The organism is Rhodococcus sp. USK10 (assembly GCF_019378875.1).
In the GTDB taxonomy this organism is placed as follows: Bacteria; Actinomycetota; Actinomycetes; order Mycobacteriales; family Mycobacteriaceae; genus Rhodococcus_F; species Rhodococcus_F pseudokoreensis.
The window spans coordinates 459,531-480,021 of the sequence record NZ_CP076047.1 but is presented as its reverse complement, the minus strand read 5'-3'; the positions used below and the strand labels follow the sequence as shown (position 1 = coordinate 480,021).

Below are 20,491 nucleotides of genomic sequence, written 5' to 3'. Positions count from 1 at the left end.
ACTGCACGGCCAGGGAGGATGTCGGACATGAGAACGCCTGAGTACGAAGATAAGCCGATGTGGGGCATCCGCGAAGTCGGCAAGGTCCACCCAGCCTGGTATTGGGCCGTCGCGATATCGTGGACAATCGCCGCACTCGTCATCATTCTCGGCATTCGCTGGACCAATGAGCACGGTTCGTGGGACGAGCGCCATCGGCCCACCACCACGACCAGCGTCGTTGAGGGTGTGGGCGAGTGAGCATCCGATCCTGGCTGGCGAACGGGCCCGCTGCCTCCGCCCTCACCCACCCTCGCGTCCGCCGCGCACTCCTGAAGGCCGCCGGAGCCGACATCGGCAACGCCCGAATCATGCACGGCGGAACGTTCGGCGGTGACCTGTCGAAGCTGCGAATCGGCAACAACACGTTCATTAACACCGGGGTCTCGCTGCACCCCACGGGTGGGATTACGATCGGCGACGAGGTCGCCTTCGGGCCGCGTGTCGTGGTAATCACGGGCACCCATGAGGTCGGTCCGGCGTTTCGGCGGGCCACAAATCCAACGAAATTCTCACCGGTGTCAATCGGCAATGGTTGCTGGCTGGGAGCGAACATCACCATCCATCCTGGTGTGACAATCGGTTCCGGTTGCGTCATCGCGTCCGGGTCCGTCGTCACGTCGGACTGCGAGGCGAACGGGCTGTATGCCGGTGCGCCGGCGGTCAGAAAGAAGGACCTCGCACCTTGATCCTGAAGCGGCTGAGCAGGGTCCTCGGGATGGTCTTCGATGAGGATGAGCAGCAATGCCATTACGTTGATCCGGATCGGGGTCGCTGTGAGATCAACGTCCCGCCCAGTCAAGATGCGCGCTACGCGCTCGCTGCGTTCTGCTCCGAAGAGCACGCATGCCTTGACCAGCAACGCTTCTGGCCGTACCTCAGGGCCGACCACAGCTCCCATGCCGCGCCCCTCCAGGCCCGCGGTGTGCGCGGCGACCACTCGGTGCCCGTCCACACGTACACCGACGCCTCTGTGACGGCCTCCGGTGGTGGTTCGCCGGGGCTTACGTTGCCGGTTGCAAGCGCGTGGTCGTAGAACGCCACCACATCGGAGGGACGGTAGTGGTCCGCGGACAAGTGTGCGCCGGTAGCGGTCACCACGCACGACGCGGCGCGGTCGGCGAGCCCGAGCCCCACGAACAGGTCGGCGTGCTGGTCCTTCGGTGTGGTCGCGTCGTCCGGTGAAGCCCACATCTTGAAGTGCATCCCGACATCGTCAACGGCAGCGCCCGAGAACGCGCATACCCCGGAGGACAGCGCCGCGAACGTCGCCCCGTACACCGCCCACTAGCTACCCGAGTTCGATACCTACTGGAAGTTCAACGCTTGTGATACCGCGCGGCGACCGCTCGCACGTTCGGGATCATGTCCCCCATCGTTGCCGAGAAGACCACGCCGCCGCCCTGTGACTATCCGAGGAACATCACGTCGGTGGGTGACCTGCGGGTCCCGGACTGTGCCACCGAGAGCAGGGATTCCTGATCGGCGTCGTCGATCGCGGACACGGGTACGTGCAGGTGGTGCCATTGGTGACCGTGCTGTCGATGTACGGGCTCGCGGTCGGCTCTACGAGCTGCACACCGTCGGGATAGACACGGTATTTTGCGACCGCGCTGTCGTCAGTGGAGGCAGTTCAAGAGATCGTCACGGAGCCGTTGGGCCGGCGTCAGCGTGACGCTGCCGGGGTCTGATGGCTTCGCGTCGCCAGCGGTGAACGCGTCGAACCACACCATGCCGACAGTCGGGTATTCCGGTTCGGTATGGGAAACCACACGCGCACATAAGTGCGCATCCCGGAGTGTTGTTACCCGTTGTGGAACGGGGAGTGTTCTGGCCGATAGACCAAACAGTGAATTGCCGGGGACCACACAGACGTCCCTTCAGGGCAAAGCGCGTGTGGTGGGACCGATAGTTACTGCACCAACATGAACCCGGCACCGTAGCTACCTTTTGCATTGATATCCGCGAGAATCGGGGTAATTGCCCCATAGAACGTCGTCGGCTGGGTTCCGAAGTCCATGCCGATGTTGAGACCGACGAGCTTCTCCCCCACCACGATCGGTCCACCTGAATCGCCTTGCCACATCAAAGCCCAGTTCTGTAGGTGAATACCGTCTACCTTGCCGATGATCCCGCAATTTTTGCCGGTGGTTGCCCCATGGTTGCACCCCATGTCCGACAGCGAGGCATCGCCGGCAGTCGAGACGACGGCGTCAGTGGTGTCGCTGTACTTGCTCGGCACAACAACATCCGGGTTGAGCCGGATCACAGCGTAATCGAGCGCCGTGAATGTGCCGTCCGTGTTGCGCGAGTAGACGTCGGTCTCCCAGCCGATTGGCCCGTCGGCAGCGTCTCCAACCTTATAGACGGCCTTGCCCGCGCCCTGGTGGCAGTGACCGACAGTAAGCGCGACCAAGCGGCCCGCGTTGTCGGTGCCGACCGCGCCGATCGTGCAGTATCCCTCGGCGTCCGGGTACGGGGTGTAGGCGGTACCCGGCCCGACATGGATGGTCGGTCCCGCCTGCGCCGCCGGGGCGACACCGAGCATCACTGCGGGCGCGGCAATAATCGCGACCAAGATGATCTTCACACGTTTCTCCTGCTCCTCTTTGGGAAGCATTCTCCTATCCCGCCTACTACGGCGCGCGCCGCACGACGAAAGCTCACAGTGAGCCGGGCGAGCGGGGATTCTCGGCAATGCCCCATTCTCAAACAACGAGTGGGATACATCTACGGGAGGAACCTTCAGAATATTGGAAACCCAAAACACCTGGCCTGATTTCGCTGCAATCGTCCAGCAACTGTCGAACGCATTCAACACCAGCAACTTCTCCCGAAGACAACAAATACTCCCCTCACAGGGGTGGGCGTTGTCGTGCTCTGTCGGCGGTCAAGAAAAGCTGCCCATAGGCGGTCACGAAAGTGCCGGTAGTGGCCATGAAACTGCGCTGACGCCGCCAATGGCATCCCCGCGCATGGGGGTCTTATGGGAAGTTAGCTCCGGGACAACCGGGGTATGGCATTAGCCGCCGGAGCGGGAAATCGACTCGCCCCGCTTACACTCGGCGCCGCGCTCTGAGGTGAAGGACGGCGCCAAGTGCCCAAATGAGTCTCCAGCCGGGCCGAAAACATTAATCGCTGAACAGCGATCAGCGTCTCGGCTCATACTCACAGTATGGTTTGGTGGATTTCCACTGCGGCGGCCGTATGGATTGCAATGTCGGCCGGAGTAGGCATCGTGCTCGGACGAGTCTCTGACCTCGGCGACCAGGAAGAGCTGGGACCGCACTGAGCCGTTCTGTGGCGGCTCGGTGGTGCAGTTGACCTGCGCCACGTGCAGGGTCGGCACGAAGAGTTCGTGTTTCCTGCATCACAATCTCTAGACCAAGGTGTCACGAACCATAAAATAGCTGCGGCGTCGCCCTCCCCCGCATTCGAGCGGCGCCTGACCCCGCCAGCCCTACCCCCAGCGGCTGGCGGGGTCTTCCATGCCTCGGTGATCTGACCGACCCGACTCGGGCCCCCGATTGGGAACCCGTCGTCCGGCATCACGGATGGCGGGTTTCCCCGAGTCACCACCGGGGGCACAATTAGCAATTTTGGGCGGGGCTGGCATGGGGCATGATTCCAGCCATGTCGAATGAGAATGCGTTCCGTGTCGCGGTCGGCGAGCTGGCTCAGCAGTCCGCCGTCCTCGAGTCCGTCGTCGCAATCATCACCTGGGGAATAGTGGGGGTTACCGATACGGTCGGCCGTATCGCTTTGCCGAACTCGGTGGATAATTCAACGAGAATCATCCGAGATGTTGCCCCGCATCGGATCTCGGATGCGGGGCTCCTAAGCGAGCTGAACGACTGGCTGAGCGCTGTCACGCGTGCCTATCAGGACCGGAATACGATCCTGCACTCGGTCTGGATCGGACCAGCGGACGATTCTCCCCACTTCAAGGCAAGCACCAAGCCGCTGCCGCGAGACCCCGAGTCACGGAAAGCTGACGAGGTCCTGGCTGTCGCTGCGGAGTTGGAACTACTCGCAACAACGAAAGTCGCCGATATCATCCGTCGACTACCAACCGCTGCGCCTGGGCCCTGGGTGGTGTACTGATCGGTGCCGTCTGGCCAAGTGGCATAGAAGGCGATTCCGGGGGCCACGGGATGGATGCTCGGACGGTCCGCCGTCCGTGTCGACCGGAGTCAGGAACGTCTGCCACCCCGCCGCGTCGGTGATAGAAACCAGAACGTTCGCCACGTTGATCACGTTCAATGCTCCGGCGTCGGTTCGCTCACTGAGGTCCCGGCCAGCGACTTCCTCCTCCACTGCGGAGGCAACGGCCGCTCTCACGACGGCTCGGACGTGATCGACGCTTCAACGGCCGGGCGATCTGGTCAGGAGTGAAATACGTGGCTGCCGCTTCCGTCTTGTCGAGCTTCGTCGTAGCCAGTGAGGCCGATGCATAAGTGAGCATCCAGAGCCGACGCCGTTGGGGTGTTACCCGTCGCGGAATGGGGCGCGTTCTGGCCGATAGACCTAACAGTGAGCCGTCGGGGACCACACGGGCGTCCCTTCAACGCAAAGCGCGGCTACACGGGCCCACGCCAGGGTGTGTGGTGGGACCGGTAGTTATTGCACCAACGTAAACCCGGCGCCGTAGCTACCTTTGCATTGATATCCGCGAGAATCGGCGTGATTTTCACGTAGAACGTCGTCGGCTGGGTTCCGAATTCCATACCGATGTTGAGGCCGACGAGCGTCTCCCCCACCACGATCGGTCCACCTGACGGCGCGCGCCGCATGACGAAAGCTCACAGTGGGCAGATCTCGATCTCGCGGACCCTCGGTTCGGCGGCAGCGTGCTGCGGCTGAATGCTCACCTATGTGGCTCGATGATCACGCCTGGTGCGTGGCCGACCGCCATCGACCTCATGACGACGTGCCTCGGGGCGTCAGCGGGACGCGTCGATGCCTTTCTCACCGACCCTGAGCTTGAAGCACTCTCCGCAACCGCCGACCAGATACTCATCTGGGACGTTGAGACACCATAGACCCGTTGCCCGGAAGCCCATCATCAGGATTCTGACCTATAGCGTGGTGGGCAACCGATAAACCCGCATGTGGATTGACGACATCGATCAGTGACCGATCATCGATCCTCGACGCCCGATACAGGCCATGGAGATGGAAGAATCAATTCCATGGGGATGGAAGAATCAGTTCGCGCCCATCAAGTGGGCCAGGTCGGGCATTCCGGTGGACTCTGATAGTCACGCTGCCGTCTCCGGTGGCGACCAAACCGACGATCTCCTCACCAAGGCGGTGACCGAGGCACTCGCGGCGGGTATGTCGTGGGCGCAGATCGCCGCGCAGCTCGGCGTACCACCCCCAGTCGCCCGCGGCGACGCCGCCGTGACCGATCATGACTGGCAGGAAGCGATAGTCGCCCACGAGAATGCCCGGGCAGCACGGCTCAACGACCAGAGTGTGCCCCGGCAATCCGAGAGACCCTGACGACCCGAGAGCCTGCTAACGCCACGCGCTCGCCAGCCGATCCGCACGACGAACGGGTGAAACTTCGTTGTCCGCGGTCGTCGCGACGCGGCCGCCAGAGCTCTGCTGAGAGTTCCCGGCGACGGCCCCCACGACACCGTGAACAAGGGTCGTCAGGTCGTCCCTTTGTTGCGCTCTGCCCCGTTGGGGCGTGCAGGGATCAGCCGTGTCAGAGCTCGGCGAGGGACACCAGCCCGTCCTGCAGTGCCCGGATCAGCAAGCCGGACTTGTCGGCAACGGGGCGCCCGGCGGCGGCGTACTTCGCTCGGATCCGGATCAGGTGGGTGTTGATCGTGCCCAGACTGATTCCCAGGTCGGATGCGGCCACGTTCTTCGATTCACTACGCAGCCACAGGCGGAGGATCTCCAGCTCGCGCGGCGTCAGCGTGGGCCGTCGTTGCGGTCCCCCGACAGCGCCGGGTGTGGGGGCAGGAACAGAAGTCATACCGATCTCACCTTCTCGAGCCGCAGCGCTTGCCGCAGGACGCACACTGTGTGATTCGGTGCGGCACGCCACCCGGATGGGTCAAATACGCGGGCCCGCGACAACGGAGCAATTTCGGTTTTTGTCGGCTGTTCCCGCGGTGAACAAACCGTACCTGACGCCGGTTTTAATGACCTGCAGGTGATGTTCCAGGGGCGCGTCGCCGACGCGCCCTGGTGAAATTGGTTATCGTCGGAGGCCTGTAGAACCAAAGGGGGTGCGGCGACAGTGACATCTTCGACAGTCACCGACGTGTCGACGCTGCTGATGATCGACTCGGCGTTTGCGCGGGACCGGGACGACGCCTTCTCCGTCATCCCCCTCCCCGGTGGCCGCGGGTGGGCGGTGGAGGTTCATATTGCCGGTGTCGCCGACGTCGTGGAACTGGGGTCGGTCGCTGACGAGCAGGCGTTCCTGCGGGCGGAGACCCGGTATCTGCGCAGCCGCACCATTCCGATGCTCGGCGAGACGGCCGAGCAGGCGGCAACCCTGACCGCCGAAGCCGCGCGGACCAGTCTGCGGGTCACCGGCACCGTCACCACCGACGGCCGGCTGGTCGATGTTACCGTCGGCCGCGGGAAGATCCCGACGGGCCGGTGTGCGGCGGTCGATCACGCCGAGGTGCCCGGCGTCCTGACCGATCCGGAGCATCCGCTGCACCCCCAGCTGGCCGCGGCGGATGCGGCCGCACAGACCCTGCTGACCGCTCGCCGGGACGGCGGGGCCCTCGCGTTCTATGACCTCACCCGAGGATGGGCGGCCAATGAGGACGGGGCCATCGTGGCGATCGCCGCGGAACTGCGGACCGTCGCCTACGTCATCGTGCAGGAGTTGATGATCGCCACCAACGAGGCGGTCGCGCTGTGGTGTGTGGAGCGGGGGTTGCCGATCCTGTTCCGCAACCACCGCACCAACCCGGTGGCCGGCAGCACCGACGAGCTGATGCACGAGATCGCCGCCGCGGCCGGGGACCCGGACCTGTTCGCGAAACTTCGCGGACGACTGCTGTCGACGCTGCGGGCCGCGACCTACGATCCGACGGTACACGGCCACTACGGATTACGGCTCAGCGCCTACACCCACGTCACCTCACCGCTGCGCCGGGTGGCCGACCTGATCAACCAGCGGATCATCTTCGCCCACCTCGACCACTCCCCCACCCCCTACACCCCGGATCAGTTGGCCGCCCTCGGCGCCGATTTGAACCGGCGCACCCGCGCCGCCCGGGAGGCGAAGAAGAATCACTTCAAACACGTAGACCAACGCATCGTCGCCCAAGAGGCCGCACGCGATCTCACCATGCTCGATGCCCGCACCTTCCACAAGGTCCTCAAATCTGCAGCCGCCGTGCCGCTTCCGACCGAACTCGCCTCCGAGCTCGCCCGCCGTGTCGACGCCGACCTGCTGACCGCCCCGGACGTCGCGGTCCTGATCGACGCCGCCGACCCCACCTGGCTTCCGATCCAACTCCGCGTCCTGGACACCCTCGCCGACACCCATCCGGAGATGGGGCCCAGCGTGGCGTCGGTGTGGCGGCAATCCCATCCCGACCAACCGTCCACCGATCTCGAGATCCGGCGCAACGGCGCCGACCACAACCCGCTCTTCGCGGCCCGCGCCACCCACCTCGGCATCCGCGGAACCTGGGCCACTGCGGCCGCGAAGAAACCGGCCGAACAAGCCGCCCTCTGGGCGGCAGTGCGTGCGCAGCTGACCGGCACCGACCACCCCGACACGGAACCGGACTGGCCTGCCACCGCGCCATCCCCGCAGTCAACGACTCCCCGGCCGGAGCCCAAGGATTCCGGTCCCGCCCTCTCCGCGGAACCGCACCGGACGATCGCCCCGGCCGCCCTGAACCTGGACGGGGCGAAGAAGTCCAAGGCACTGTCCAACCCCATCGCCTGGCTGATGAGTCTCCCCCAGAACAACAATCAGGCCCCGCCCGAGTGGGAGTTCTGCACCGACGGGCCCGCGCACGCACCCCGATTCACGGCCACCGTGCGCCTCGCCGGCCACACCGCCACTGCCGATGCGACCACGAAGACGGCGGCGAAGACCGCATCGGCCACAGCGTTCGTGGAGGCGCTCTTCGTGCAGCGTTGAGACTTTGATGTCGGTTTGATCCGTCGTTTACCGCAGTTCTTTGCGCGCAGAATTTGGTGCGGCAGTTGCGGCCGATGGCGGTGGCACCATTGGTGGCGACATCACCGGACACACCTCGACATGCGGTGTCCCGCCGCGGGAAGACCGACTGCGGCGTCTCGGCGTCGTTCCCGATCGGTGCACTCGCTGTGCAGACTCGACAACCAGGTGCTGACGCTGCGCGGGCCTGGCGATAATGACGAATCCGGCCGCACTCGTCATTCCACCAGGGTGATGGGCACCCCGGGGCGTGATGTACAGGTGGTGTCGAGCGCCGCCGTGGGTGAGGGACATGGCCACTCCTGTGGTGTGTCCCTCGGCGAACCGGGCGAGCAGCTCGCGGGTGGCCTCGAATCTGGTGTGGCTGATGTCGTAGGTGACACCGCCCAAATATGAGGCTGGCCACCATACCCTCCTTCATCCGACGGTGGATCGTTGCCGAAAGTCTCGCTGACATCCCGTCCTCGGCGAGGACGGACACACCGTCGCGGCTCGGGGAGGTAGCGGCTGTGGGCGGGGCTACCAGTGGTAGACGATGCTCGGGTTCGGCTCGTCACTGCCTCGAATCGCGACCGGCGTCGCCGGCGTAATCAGGAGGCGCACCGTGGAATTCTGGCTGACGAAGCCGACGAATCCGCCGTTGCCGTTGTCTTCGAAGATGCCCCTGATGGCTTCCTCGAGGCCGTGGGCGGCGGCTGCATCGGCGAGCGGATAGCGGACCCCGTCGTAGATCGCTTCGTAACTCATGATCCCTCTCTCGCTGGTGTCGTGGTGTTCACAGCGTAAGAGCGCCGGGCCGACGGTTGTGGTGGTCGCCTCGATGGCCGTCGCGAGATCTGCCGCAATACATTCTGCCGGGTTGACCCGCGTCCGCGTGAGAGTCGGCCCGAGGTCGACGGCGCCACCGGGATACTAGGAATGCCTCGGCAGACCGAGCGCGGCGGGCGACGGGATGAAGGGGTGAAGGGGTTCCTCATGAAGCAGGAAGCAACCAGCACCTTGAGCTTCTTTCAGCGTTTTTAGTCTCTTGTAGCTTCTGTAGGGTTGGGTAGCGTTTCCGATCCCGCTCCGGCCCACCCGCGCGCGGTGAACTCGGCGTCCTCGACCATCGGCCCAGGTCCCCGGCACTATCGCGTGCATCACCTCGAACATGGCGCCATCCCCGACGGGGGGCGCGCAGCCGGCCGGTGGCGGCACTCGGATCCGAGAGCCCACGACGCCGAAGGGCGACCCGTCATCAGCCGGACGGTCAGGTCAAGTCACTCTCGATGCGCCGGCGGCGGGGAGTTTCGCCGCCCCTGCGACCGCGACAACGTCCTCGTTACCGCCGGGCCGGACGAGGCATGTCAGTGAGCGTCGCGGAAGGCTTGCACGATCTCCCCTGGGATGCGGCCGCGGGAGGCGAGCTCGTAGCCCTGCTCGATCGCCCAGGCGCGGATCTTCTTCATTTCACCCGGCTGCCGCTTCGCGCCCCCGGGGTTGACCGCCCGGTCCGAGCGGTGTTTGCGGCCGCCGACGCGAGTGGAGTGGGCGATGTAGTACTCGAGCGTCTCGCGGAACTCCTTGGCGTGCTCGTCTTTCAGATCGATCTGGTACTCGACTCCATCGAATGTGTAGCCGATGCTCTCGCCGTCCGCACCGAACTCGGTCCCGTCGATGTCGTCGACCAGCTCCACCACGACCTTGCGTGCCACAGATTCCACTCCTCGATGTTCTCGGTACAGACAGGGTACTGGTTTGCGCCCGGCACCCACCGCACCCACCGCACGCTCCGCGGCGACGCGGGCGCCCCAGAGCCCAGGTCTCGCCAGCAGGCTTGGCGACGGGGTGGTGCTGACGTCGGCACCGCGGTCCAGCGGGGTCGCCCGGCGCGGCCGGGTTGATGGTGTCCGCCACCCGATCGGATTTCCCGACTCGGCCCCACAGAGGAGCCCTAGTGACCCCTCTGCCACGCCCGGACCCACTCACGGATGGGTACCACCGCGACCGTGCATCCTCTGGTGACCAAACCGTCAACACATTCGGCGTGCATGCTGCCCGCGTCTCCAACCGGGCAAACGTCACTCTACTGAGCTGCTGCACAGCATCGGCCTCCGATCTGGAGCGGGCATCGGCCAGGGGTCAGGGGTCAGGGGTCAGGGACCATTGCCCACCCGGGCCGGGCGGGCGGTTACCGTCTGTCGGTATGGGGACCACCTTCCACGGGCCGAGCCCGTGGCCACACATCACCCGCGCCATCCGCACCCGAGGCGCCCGGTACGCCGCGATCGGCTACCTCGGACCCGGCGCACCCGAGCTGCTGCCGCTGCGCGCCGGGGACCTGTTGGTCGTCAACGCCTCCAAAGCCGCTATCCGGGCGCACGCCACCTCCCCCGTCGCCCTCGCGTACTACGTGAACAAGGGGGTACGGGTGCTGTCGTCGCCTACCCTGCACGCCAAGGTGATCGCCACCAACCGGCGAGCGGTGATCGGGTCGGCGAACGCGTCCGAAAACTCCACCCTCGCCGACGATGCGGTGGTCATCACCGACGACCCCGACATCATCGCCTCGGTGCGGGCATTCATCGACAGCCTCGACGAGATCACCGAGGTCGATGAGGTGTTCCTCGACGACGCACTCCGGAAAGCGCACAGGTTCGTGCGAACGTGTGCACGGTGACGCCTGAAATCTCACAGGTCCGCGAGCAGGGTGGGATCGACGCGGTCGGCGAAGTAGGCCAGGACGCCCTCTGGGCTCATGCCGTAGGTGGTGGCAATCAGATTGGGATCGTGGCTGTTGGCCAAGGCCAGCAGTCGGGAGGCGCGCAGCGTGGAGATCGTGGTGTCGGCGGGGTCGAGGAGGCGGCTGAGGTAGGGCCGGGACGCCGGTGTCGGCCCGGATCGGGTTCGGCTGGTGACGATGACGTGGGGATTATGGGTGCCGGATCTGCGGTGCTCGAGGCATCGGGTCAGTGCGGCCCAGGTCGCCGGGTCCAGCGGGATCGGATGTGGGCGGCGGCCGAGCCGAACCGTGTGGTGCTGGGGATCGATGTCGGCGAGCTGCAGGTGACGCAGTTCGTGCTGTGAGGCACCGTGGATCAACGCCATCAGGCCGACGAGGGCCTCGTTCGGCGCCACCTCGGTGGATGTGGACCAGCGCGTGAACAGTTCGCGCTGTCGCGAGCGCGGCAGGGTCCGTCCATGGAATCCGCGGGGCGTGCGCACGCGCAGCTCGGCGGTGGGATCGATCAGGATGAGCTTGCTGCGGCGGGCGAAGCGGAAGAAGTGGCGAAGTCCGCCCAGGGGGCCGCCGGCCGGCGAGACCTCGGCGAGGTAGTCCTCGATCACGGCCTTGTCGACCTGCGCCCAGTCCTCGATCCCGCGTCCGACGAGATGACATGACAGGTCACGGATCTGGGCCAATCGCTTGTCGATGGTGGAGTCGGCGCGGGGCCGGGTCCCGGCGCGGCGGGCGCGGTCTCGTTCGTCGAGCATTGCGCGTTCGAACGCGGCGACGGCGGGCCGCAACGGTTCGGGCACGGCCTGCACGCGTCGCGTCCGGCGGTCGGCCGCGAGCCGCTGCGACTGGTCGGTGGGCAGGGCGAGGCCTCGGGCGGTGAAGAAGTCCTCGAGCATATTCGCGAGCGACCCGATCGAGTGGCCGGGGATGCGGGCCCGGTCGAGTAAGGTCTGCGGCATTGCCCGTGGCTCGGTGCGCAGCAGTGCCCCGAGCTGACTCACCAGACGTGTCGCGTGCTCCGGAGAATACTGACTTGACACATGGATGGTGAAGTCCCACAGCCAATTCGGTGGATCATCGAGTTCGGCGAGGAGGTTTTCGGCGCGGGTGTAGGGGCGTTGGGGGCGGCGTTTCTGGCAGCGGTTGCACAGCCTCGCCCCGCCGCCGCCGATCACGCGCCCGCATTCGGTGCATGCGGCGGCCGGCTTCGGCGCCGGCCCGGGTTGTGAGCACGGTCCGCACCAACCGGTGTGTTCGCGTAAGTAGCCGTCGCGGCCGCAACGCGGACAGTGTCGGCGGGCGGCGGCGAGGTCGTGACGGCGGCGGCACCGCTTGCACCGGCTCTCGCCCTTGCCGCGCACGGCGGCACCGCAGTCGTGGCAGGTGCGCGAACACCACCGGCATCGCCCGGTGTCCGGACTCAAGACCCGCTCGATCCCGCAGCGGGGACACGGCGACTTCGCCGCAGCGGCGACCGCCTTGCGCCAGCACTGGTAGCACACATCGCGCCCGAGTCGGCCCCGCGGCCGACCGCAGCGGGTGCAGTCCCCGACCTTCTTCGTCACACCGGCGGCATCGACCGGCCGCCGACTCGCCGCGCCGCGGGCTCCAACGCTGTCGGCGCCGAGGGCTGGGCGGGGACCCGATCGGGCGTGGTGTCGAGGTCGAACAGGTCGTTCGGGGTGCAGTCGAGCGCAGTGCACAACGCCAGCAGCGTGCTGAGCTTGATCTGCGAGGGTTCCTTGGTGAACAACGCCGACACCGACGCCGACGACAACTCGAGTCCGCCGCGTTCAGCGAGCAGACGGCGCAGCTGGGTGCCGGTCCATACTTCCCGTTGCGCCGCGGCCATCCGCAGTTTCCATCTAATGTGCATCATCATCTCCCTGCAGAAACGCGACGGTGTCGGACACCGCGCTGCGGTAGGCGTCCTCGATGAACGTCTCCGACGGACGGACGTACCGCATCGTCGATCCCACCGTCCAGTGCCCTAACATCTGTTGTATCGCAACAAGATCGACTCCTCGTTCGTAGTTGTGGGTGGCGCATGCCCGGCGCAACGCGTGCGGGCTGAACCGGTCCGCCGGCGAGCAGTGCTCGAGATCCTGCAGATACCGCAGACGGTTGCGGATCGTGCCCCGGGCCATCGCACCACCACTCTGATCGCAGAACAACACCGCCGATTCCGGCAACTTCGGTCGTACATCCTCGAGATACCACCGCACCACCAGATCGAGGTGGTCGAGCATCGGAACCCACCGCGGCCGGGGCCCGGAGGTGCGGGCACCCTTGCCGAACCGCACATGCAACTTCCCGAACGGGCCCTGCCCGAAGTAGACGTCCGCGATCTCGAGTTTGGACGCCTCATCGGAGCGCAACCCGGCGTGATACAAGGTCCGGAACAGCGCATAATCCCGGGCCGCTGGCGCGTACTTGCGAGCCGAGCCGATCCGTTCCTTGAGGAAGTCGAAGAAGACGGCCACCCGACTCACACTCGGAGGTGGAAGCAGCCTCGGTGAATCGTCACCGACATGACGGCTCGCATTGAACTCGTCGATCGGGTTCGGACAGCGTCCCATGGGGTGGTGTACTTCGGATCGGTGAACCATCTGGTTCGTGATCAACGAGTCATTTTGTAGGTTATGCGGTTTCGAGTTCGGGTGTCAACGATTGCGGCGTCGTGTCGTCTGTCGAGGCGCGTTGTTTGGCGGCGATGATGACTTTGAGCTCGTCCATGCTGACGTCTGAGACGTAGCGGCGGGTGACCTGCCACTCGTCGTGCGCTTCGATCACCACCGCCGTCGCCAACCGGAGGAACGCTGCCGGGTTCGGGAAGATCTCGACGACATCGGCGCGGCGTTTGATCTCCTTGTTCAATCGTTCGATCGGGTTGTTCGACCAGATCTTCTGCCAGTGCGCTTTCGGGAACGCCCGGAACGCGAGCACGTCGTGCTTGGCGTCGCGCATCATCGACGCGACTTTCGGAAAGGACTTCGCCAACGTGTCCGCGACCTGATCCCATTGCGCGGCCACAGCCTCGGGATCGGTGTGAGCGAAGATCGTCTTGATCGCCGCCATCACCGGCGGCACCTGCTTCGACGTCACCGCAGACCCGACGTTGCGCATGAAATGCACCCGGCACCGCTGCCACGACGCTCCGGTGAACTGCTGCACCACAGCAGCTTTCAACCCGGAATGCGCATCGGAGATCACCAGATGCACCCCGACAACCCCCGTGCCTTCAACCCGACGAGGAACTCGCGCCAGAAATCGAACGACTCACTGTCGCCCACCGCGGTCCCCAACACTTCCCGGGTCCCGTCGATCGACACACCGGTCGCCACGACGAGGGCATGAGAGACCACATGAGCGCCGATCCGCACCTTGCAGTAGGTCGCGTCGAGGAAGATGTACGGAAAGGTCGTATGCGTCAATGTGCGGTCCCGGAACCGGGCGATCTCGGTGTCCAGTCCGGCGCAGATCCGTGAGACCTGCGACTTGGAGATTCCCGATTCGACTCCGAGTGCGGTGACGAGATCGTCGACGTTGCGGGTCGAGACGCCGTGGACGTAGGCCTCCATGATCACCGCGTACAACGCCTGATCGATCCGCCGGCGGCGTTCGAGCAGGCTGGGGAAGAACGAGCCGGACCGCAGTTTCGGGATCTGCACTTCGACGTCTCCGCTGGTGGTGGCGACGGTCTTGGATCGGGTGCCGTTGCGATAGTTGGTGCGCTCAGCGGTGCGCTCGTAGCGGCCGGCACCGAGGGCTTCGGTGGCTTCGGCGTCGATCAATGCTTGCAGTCCGGTTCGGATCAGTTCGGCGAACACGCTCGCCGGGTCGGCGCCCCTGAGTGCATCGAGCTGGGTGATCAGGGCAGAATGGTCGTGGGTCATCGCGTGGTCCTTTGGTCGAGTCACTTTGGTCGGTAACTCGTTCATCACTACGCGATGGCCCACCCACACACTCGGAGCGACACGCCCGAGCTGCGGCTACGCTTTCCCACCGAATTCACACCACGCCGTGGGACTTACCCCGGGTTCGTCAACCGCACCCCGAACAACGCCTCGATCTCCCCGGCGCGGCGGGTGATCAGGAACCGGTGAAAACTGCTCAGCGCCTGCACATATCTGCGTCGAGTCGACGCCAACAAGCCGTCCGCGGCCATCGCTCCGACCACTCGATCGACATCGTCGGCGGTGGCCTCCCACACCGGTTTGCCCAACGCCGCCAGCATCCGCTCGAGGTCACCCGTCTCATTCTCGATGGTCACCGCACTGAAGCCTCGGACCACCCGCGAGGTCACGAACGCCTCGACGCATTCGAGTTGAAAGGTCAGCGGATCGGTCGACGCGTGGGCGACCTCGACCGTCCTGCCCTGCACCACACGAAATGTGTGACTCATGCCACATAGGTTAAGGCCACCTTGCTCGTCAAGGTGGTACCGACACGAATGGAATCCCACCTCGAAAACTGTGGACTCCCCAAACCGGGTTGAATGACCAGCTCGCAGGCAATTTCCGAGAGAACGAACGTATGCCACTTCCAATAGAATGGGAGATCGGCCGCGCCGTCCCGCTGCCCGGGGTCACCGGCCGCGTCCGCATCGAGACAGACTTCCTGCCCGCACCGGTCACCCGGATGTTCGTCAAACACGCCGTCGACTACGAACCCACCCACACCGAACAACAGGTCCTCGACCACCAGCGGGGCCGGCACAGCGCTGCCGGTGGGCCGGCGGTGAAGTACCAGCTCGAATCGCTCCGCCTCGACAAACCCAGCACCGTTCGGCGCGGCGACGTGATCGTCTTCGTCTCCGTCGACGACGAGTGGATTTATCCGCCGGCCGTAGTGATCTCCGATCCGATGCGGATCCCGCGGTCGGGCGGAGCGGTGTTGTTCTTCCTGCGAACCCGCACCGACCTGCCACCCCTGCCGCTCACCGACGCCGAGAAGGCGCTCACCGACCTCGGGCACCCTGGTTCACGGCTACGGACCGACCACTACGTCCGCTCCCCCACCCTCCGGACCGCGCTGCTGGGACTATGGGACCTCTGACGGTCAGCGAGCCTGCGTCAGCGTGGGAGTCAGCTGCACAGAACCGACGAACCCGACAGTTCAAACGCTAGACAGCCCTAGATATCGCGACACAGTGCGCGCGACTCGAGTGCGGCCTGATCACCGCCGCCTCTGACACTGCCCGCATGCCCCGCCCGCTGGCGTGTGTGTTCCGGTGGTGGCGGGTGTCCCGTCCTGCGTTCGTCGTGCCTCGGTGAACCCCGAGCAGCCACAGCTCCCCTTCGACGACAGCACACTGCCGATGGGACCGGCACCCTGATCTCGGTTACCGGACTGTAGGTCTCGTACTCGAATCGTTCTCGCGGGGAGGGACTCTCAGGAGATTCACAGACACCGCGGGGCCAGGTGATGCGACGATGAAGCATGCGCCGCCATCGTTGGCCGGCCCTCGCGCCGCCCACCACCGGAGGGATCACCGTGCACGCGGGCATGCCGATCGTGGCCGAGAACGACCTCACCCTCGAACTATCCGCCGCGACCGCGTTCGCGTCCGGGCTTCTGCTGCGGTTCGCGCTGTCCGTCACCGGTGTCCGCGCCGACTTCGCGCGCTACGAAACCCGGCCCCTGACCGACCCCCACGACTGGTCGGCGCAGTGGTCCTATCTGGCGGTGCGCATCCTCGCCGACGACCTGGGCGGCCTCGCCGATCCGTTCCGCCCGATCCCCGACTCCGACCCGGAGGGGTCCGGGCCGTACCGAACCACGCCCCAGTACTGGATCGGCACCTACCCGACCACCGGATCGCTGACCGTCACCACCAGCTGGCCTCAGGTCGGACTCCACCCCACGTCAGTCACTCTCACGCTCGGTCCCAGCCCATTCCCCACCACCTTCGGGACCGATGCCCGTCGGTGACGGTGCCCGACTGCCTTGCCCAGCCGAATGGCCCAAGCCCCGTCGCCGATTCTTAGTGGTCGGAACTTACCGGTTCCCCGAACCGCACACAGGATGTCTGGCGCTCAACCGATTCGGGCAGTCGCGCACATCGGGCATCGGGTGGTCTCGCCGACGACCCACCCATTGATCCGTGCGAAGGCCACCGCCGCTGCCTGTCCGGCGACCGCGGCATCGAATCGGTGCTCACACAGATCGCACCGAACCGCCCACCCGTTGTGTCCACTGGATTGGATTACCTGCACAGTCATGTCACCCTCGCGACGAAAACCGAATCCGAACCTGGCACCAGCATCGCACAGCCCACCGACGAAGCAGAGCCCCCGAGTCCGGTCCTGACAACATTCAGGCACCCGAACAGCGGTCGGCACCGATCACGACAGAGCTCCGTCGGCGCCGCTTCGGTCCGTCACCGATCCCCGGACGTGCAATGCCGAGCAGCGGACGCCGTGGGGTTTGCGCGATCTCGCCGCGGATTCGCCCCACGGGGTGAGCGGCGTTCACGGTCCCGACCCTCCTCGAAGAGGTGGCGAAGGGTTTCGCGGAACTCGCTGCGGGCACTCGTCATTGAGGCCGATACCCGACCCCTCGACCGTGCACACTGTTGCTCGCGCCCGGATCACCGGACACGATCCCGTCGATGGCATCGACCAGTTGCACCACGGCCTCACTCCCACGCAGGCGGCTTTCGAGGTGGTCAGTACAACCGAATCATTGCTAGCTATGCTAGCTGCGCTCGCTAGGGTTGCGTCGCGCCGAGTTCCGACGAGCGGGTTCGCGCACAGCGCCCTGTTGCGGAGCCGCCGCCGGAATCCTTTGGGGAACCTCATCAATGGCGCTAACCGGCTTCTCCACACCCCTCGACACTTTCGTCACTGTGATGTATCTCAAGCGCCGGTCGCCGTACCACCCCTTCGGTCACCACGACCGACGTCCGCCTATGAAGCTGCGGAAGCACTATCGACCTACAAGGTGCGGCAGCAATGGAATCTGTCGAGTCGGATCCACGTAGGGCATGTACCCACCTGCGCCTGTGTCCCACCGCCACTCCCCCGACGCCGAGGCTCCACTGGCGTAGTGCGGTCCGGCCGTCAGGTGCATGCGGGCAAATTCCCGCGGAACGTCGAGACCGACAGCTCGGTACCGGTTTCCTCCTTGATCAGGTCGACGACCTGATCGGTGGTCAGTCGATGTGGGTTGGCCATCTGGTGAGAGTCCTTCCTGTTCATCGCCGTCGGCGAGGTCGGCGTGGTCCGGTAGATGATCGACCACAGGCCCCCGCTTCCGGCACGCAGGAGTTCACGAAGTCCCTCGTTGGCCGCGCATTTCCGCGGTTCCGAGGAGGCGGGTGAACGCCGGGCGCATCGACTCGGCTGTTGGTGAGGACCGGCTTTCCGCCATAATCTCGGTGAGGAGTTCTTCTTTGTTCTTGACGTGGTAGTGCTCCACTGCGAGCGAGACACCCGCGGCCTCGGCCAAGGGGCGGATGGTCAGCGCGGTGACACCCTATTGCGCGGCGAGCACGAGCGCGGCCTCGATGAGCTGTCCACGGCGCACATCCGCGGGAAGCCACTGCATCCGCGGGGTCGTAGGCGCTAGCGACCAGCAGAAGAATCGGACGACCCGGTGCCGTCAGCGGTCGCCGGAGAGGTTGCCGCGTACTCGCAGATTCGACCCATTCCGTCGTTTCACCTGCTGTTTATCGGGGCAATCCTGACATGTTCACAAGAACGGGTGCCCGAATCGGCGTCCAAAGCTGCTGTGGGGCTGTGTTCGCCACCCGTTCGCTGCAGGAGTCGGGGACTCTCAGAATGAGGTGAGCATCATGAAGAAAAAGATCGCGGTCCGCACCGCCATCGCGTCGGCGGTCATCGCGCCCGCGATGGTTTTCGCGGGCGGTACCGCCGCCGCGGTACCGGCGCTGAGCGCCGGGGCGTCCGGTGAAGTGGTGGTGACGGTACCCGCCGGAGAGAACTGGACCTGCTTCGGATTCGACTCGGGCTTCAACTTCAAGACCGGTGCGTTCGGACCGGGCCCTGCGGGAAAGCTCAGCGGTTTCGTGAAAGGAAACGCGACCGTCTTCTGCTTCGGCGGCACGGCTCCGTTCTTCTTCACCGGCAGCGTGGCGGTGAAGTAACCCAGTCCAGTCGGTCCCCGGGGGACCGTCCCCGGCTGGTTCCTCCACGCCAGGGTCGGTCTACCCGGCAGATCCTTGCGTGCTCGGGTCGGCGGTCAGGTCGTCGGTGTCGGCGAAGACCAGGCGCCCGTCGTCGAGGACGACAGCCCACCGGTGCACCGGCGCCCAGGCGTGCCCACGCTCCTCGGTGTCGGTCAGCTCGGCGTAATCCTCGACGATCCGACCGGTCTGCGCCGGTTCGGACGGCCGGCGCACCAGCACCCGCGCGCCCGCGCCGAGTGGACCGGGTTCGGGTCTCGGACTGTGATCCTTTTTCTCGGGCATCGGTCTGCGCCTTCCGCTCGGCACCCGTTTGGATCATAAGCACCTCGCCGACGGAAACCACCCGCTCGACGCTGCCGGGGGCTTAGCGGTCGACAACGATCCGACCGGACTCCGGTGATTGCGGCTCGACCCACGGCGGTTCGCATCGTGCGCTCGGCGGGTCGCCGGAGCATCCCGCGGCCGCGGCATGTTGCCGACGAGCACCAGCTCACCGCCATCCCCGCGGACTCGGCCGCACCGCCCGCGGCACCCGGACCCTGATCCACGACCTGCATCAGCGTGGCATCGGAATCCGATGCCGCCCCATGTTATTCGGGCGAATCTCCTCCCCGGTGCGAGCTGGGGTTGGGGCCGACGCACGTCACCAACGTCAGGTTGACCGACGCAGAACATGCGATGTGCATAGCCGCGGCCGCCAAGGCCGGTCAAACCCTCGACGCCTGGGTGCAAGACCGGATCCTCGACGCGGCAGGTACCGGCGACGCGAGTACCGAATAGGGCCTGCGCCTCGGGCCACTCCCGAGCGCCCGGACGCCATTGCGGGTTCTCGGCACCAGTCCCCTGCGGTGAGGCCGGCCGGTCGGGATCCGGGCCGGTGACGGCGTCACCGCAGCCCGTGCCGGCGTTACGATCGGAGCATGGGACTGGGCGCCGGGGTGCGAGCGCTGATACGGGCCGCCTACCGGCTCGTTCGTGTCCCGTTCCACCTGGTCGACGATGTGGTGCTGCCGGTGATCTTCGACGAACAGGCGCCGGTGCGGCGGGCGTACGGGCAGTTCCTCCTCGACTGCGACAGTGCCGCGGCGTACCTGCTCGCCGACGACACGGCGACGGTCCGTGCCACCCTCCGCCGTCGACGCAGCGCCGCCGTCCAGGACGCGATCGCCCGCCACCCAAGTAGCATCCACACCGAATCCGAAGTCGTGCTGGAACACCACCGGGCGCGCTTCCGCGAACGCCGCCGCGCTACCCACCCACCCGGCAACTCGACGACCCGCCCACCCCGGTAACAGCAGCCCCGGGACCGCGCATGTGACGGAAGTCGATCCTTATCCGACACAGCTCCGAACAGCAGATTTGCCAAGTAAACGAACCATCGGGTCGACGCCCTGCGTTGCGCCGCGGT

The 20,491-nt window shown here is 65.7% G+C and carries 18 protein-coding genes and 6 pseudogenes; 11 read left to right on the top strand and 13 right to left on the bottom strand.

All coding sequences use genetic code 11. The features are described from left to right. Positions 1–27: 27 nt before the first annotated feature. Together I1A62_RS02915 and I1A62_RS02910 are read left to right on the top strand one after the other, a co-directional pair. Positions 28–240: a hypothetical protein gene (locus I1A62_RS02915; protein ID WP_219453970.1), complete on the top strand. Its 213-nt coding sequence runs from the start codon at positions 28–30 to the stop codon at positions 238–240. Then, positions 237–728 carry an acyltransferase gene (locus I1A62_RS02910; RefSeq protein ID WP_257890389.1) on the top strand — a complete coding sequence of 164 codons (492 nt, stop codon included), beginning with the start codon at positions 237–239 and terminating at the stop codon, positions 726–728. Before I1A62_RS02915 ends, I1A62_RS02910 begins: the two co-directional genes overlap by 4 nt. Before the next feature lie 121 nt (positions 729–849). Here I1A62_RS02910 and I1A62_RS02905 read toward each other — a convergent pair whose 3' ends face one another. Next, positions 850–1,245, bottom strand: a complete 396-nt coding sequence (locus I1A62_RS02905) for a hypothetical protein (protein WP_219453968.1) — start codon at positions 1,243–1,245, stop codon at positions 850–852. A 706-nt stretch (positions 1,246–1,951) separates the two neighbouring features. Then, the gene (locus tag I1A62_RS02900) at positions 1,952–2,629 is read right to left on the bottom strand and encodes a S1 family peptidase (RefSeq protein WP_219453966.1); all 678 of its coding nucleotides are present in this window, start codon (positions 2,627–2,629) and stop codon (positions 1,952–1,954) included. Between the two features lie 1,043 nt (positions 2,630–3,672). Here I1A62_RS02900 and I1A62_RS02895 point away from each other — a divergent pair. Together I1A62_RS02895 and I1A62_RS02890 are read left to right on the top strand one after the other, a co-directional pair. Beyond that, positions 3,673–4,143, top strand: coding sequence for a hypothetical protein (locus I1A62_RS02895; protein WP_219453965.1), 471 nt, complete (start codon positions 3,673–3,675; stop codon positions 4,141–4,143). A 1,065-nt stretch (positions 4,144–5,208) separates the two neighbouring features. Continuing rightward, positions 5,209–5,544, top strand: a complete 336-nt coding sequence (locus tag I1A62_RS02890; protein WP_257890388.1) for a hypothetical protein — start codon at positions 5,209–5,211, stop codon at positions 5,542–5,544. 208 nt (positions 5,545–5,752) lie between these two features. Here I1A62_RS02890 and I1A62_RS02885 read toward each other — a convergent pair whose 3' ends face one another. Next, positions 5,753–6,028, bottom strand: coding sequence for a response regulator transcription factor (locus I1A62_RS02885; protein WP_219453963.1), 276 nt, complete (start codon positions 6,026–6,028; stop codon positions 5,753–5,755). 267 nt (positions 6,029–6,295) lie between these two features. Here I1A62_RS02885 and I1A62_RS02880 point away from each other — a divergent pair, with 267 nt between their 5' ends. Beyond that, a complete protein-coding gene (locus I1A62_RS02880) occupies positions 6,296–8,173 on the top strand; it encodes an RNB domain-containing ribonuclease (protein ID WP_219453961.1) in 1,878 nt (625 codons plus the stop codon). 558 nt (positions 8,174–8,731) lie between these two features. On the opposite strand, the gene I1A62_RS02875 is transcribed toward I1A62_RS02880, so the two are convergent. Then, a complete protein-coding gene (locus tag I1A62_RS02875; RefSeq protein WP_219453960.1) occupies positions 8,732–8,959 on the bottom strand; it encodes a hypothetical protein in 228 nt (75 codons plus the stop codon). A gap of 599 nt (positions 8,960–9,558) precedes the next feature. Then, the gene (locus I1A62_RS02870; RefSeq protein WP_016881309.1) at positions 9,559–9,906 is read right to left on the bottom strand and encodes an Lsr2 family protein; all 348 of its coding nucleotides are present in this window, start codon (positions 9,904–9,906) and stop codon (positions 9,559–9,561) included. 491 nt (positions 9,907–10,397) lie between these two features. Between I1A62_RS02870 and I1A62_RS02865 the strand changes: the two are divergent. After that, positions 10,398–10,832: pseudogene (locus I1A62_RS02865) on the top strand (phospholipase D family protein); the annotation flags it as partial. 50 nt (positions 10,833–10,882) lie between these two features. On the opposite strand, the gene I1A62_RS02860 reads toward I1A62_RS02865, so the two are convergent. The 5 genes and pseudogenes from I1A62_RS02860 to I1A62_RS02840 form a co-directional block, all read right to left on the bottom strand. After that, entirely contained in the window at positions 10,883–11,890 is a 1,008-nt protein-coding gene (locus I1A62_RS02860) for an integrase (protein WP_257890387.1), read from the bottom strand. Positions 11,891–12,492: 602 nt separating this feature from the next. Beyond that, entirely contained in the window at positions 12,493–12,807 is a 315-nt protein-coding gene (locus I1A62_RS02855; protein ID WP_219453954.1) for a helix-turn-helix transcriptional regulator, read from the bottom strand. Continuing rightward, positions 12,797–13,504, bottom strand: a pseudogene (locus tag I1A62_RS02850) (tyrosine-type recombinase/integrase); the annotation flags it as partial. The gene I1A62_RS02855 and the pseudogene I1A62_RS02850, both read right to left, overlap by 11 nt. A 67-nt stretch (positions 13,505–13,571) precedes the next feature. After that, positions 13,572–14,827, bottom strand: a pseudogene (locus I1A62_RS02845) (IS256 family transposase). Positions 14,828–14,967: 140 nt separating this feature from the next. Continuing rightward, positions 14,968–15,336 (bottom strand): annotated as a pseudogene (locus I1A62_RS02840) (site-specific integrase); the annotation flags it as partial. 143 nt (positions 15,337–15,479) lie between these two features. Here I1A62_RS02840 and I1A62_RS02835 point away from each other — a divergent pair. Both I1A62_RS02835 and I1A62_RS02830 read left to right on the top strand, forming a co-directional pair. Continuing rightward, positions 15,480–15,989: pseudogene (locus I1A62_RS02835) on the top strand (phosphatidylserine/phosphatidylglycerophosphate/cardiolipin synthase family protein); the annotation flags it as partial. A gap of 384 nt (positions 15,990–16,373) precedes the next feature. Beyond that, positions 16,374–16,865 (top strand): hypothetical protein, encoded by a 492-nt coding sequence (locus I1A62_RS02830; RefSeq protein WP_219453952.1) that lies wholly within the window; start codon positions 16,374–16,376, stop codon positions 16,863–16,865. A 1,151-nt stretch (positions 16,866–18,016) separates the two neighbouring features. On the opposite strand, the pseudogene I1A62_RS02825 reads toward I1A62_RS02830, so the two are convergent. After that, positions 18,017–18,109 (bottom strand): annotated as a pseudogene (locus I1A62_RS02825) (transcriptional regulator); the annotation flags it as partial. A 94-nt stretch (positions 18,110–18,203) separates the two neighbouring features. Further along, positions 18,204–18,383 carry a hypothetical protein gene (locus I1A62_RS02820; RefSeq protein WP_219453950.1) on the bottom strand — a complete coding sequence of 60 codons (180 nt, stop codon included), beginning with the start codon at positions 18,381–18,383 and terminating at the stop codon, positions 18,204–18,206. 346 nt (positions 18,384–18,729) lie between these two features. Between I1A62_RS02820 and I1A62_RS02815 the strand changes: the two genes are divergently transcribed. Next, positions 18,730–19,041, top strand: a complete 312-nt coding sequence (locus I1A62_RS02815) for a hypothetical protein (protein WP_219453948.1) — start codon at positions 18,730–18,732, stop codon at positions 19,039–19,041. Positions 19,042–19,101: 60 nt separating this feature from the next. On the opposite strand, the gene I1A62_RS02810 is transcribed toward I1A62_RS02815, so the two are convergent. Continuing rightward, complete coding sequence (locus I1A62_RS02810) at positions 19,102–19,365, bottom strand: hypothetical protein (protein ID WP_219453946.1); 264 nt, start codon at positions 19,363–19,365, stop codon at positions 19,102–19,104. A 375-nt stretch (positions 19,366–19,740) separates the two neighbouring features. Here I1A62_RS02810 and I1A62_RS02805 point away from each other — a divergent pair, with 375 nt between their 5' ends. Both I1A62_RS02805 and I1A62_RS02800 read left to right on the top strand, forming a co-directional pair. Further along, positions 19,741–19,863: a hypothetical protein gene (locus I1A62_RS02805; protein WP_257890385.1), complete on the top strand. Its 123-nt coding sequence runs from the start codon at positions 19,741–19,743 to the stop codon at positions 19,861–19,863. A gap of 140 nt (positions 19,864–20,003) precedes the next feature. Further along, positions 20,004–20,375, top strand: coding sequence for a hypothetical protein (locus I1A62_RS02800; RefSeq protein ID WP_219453945.1), 372 nt, complete (start codon positions 20,004–20,006; stop codon positions 20,373–20,375). The last annotated feature ends 116 nt before the right edge of the window (positions 20,376–20,491 follow it).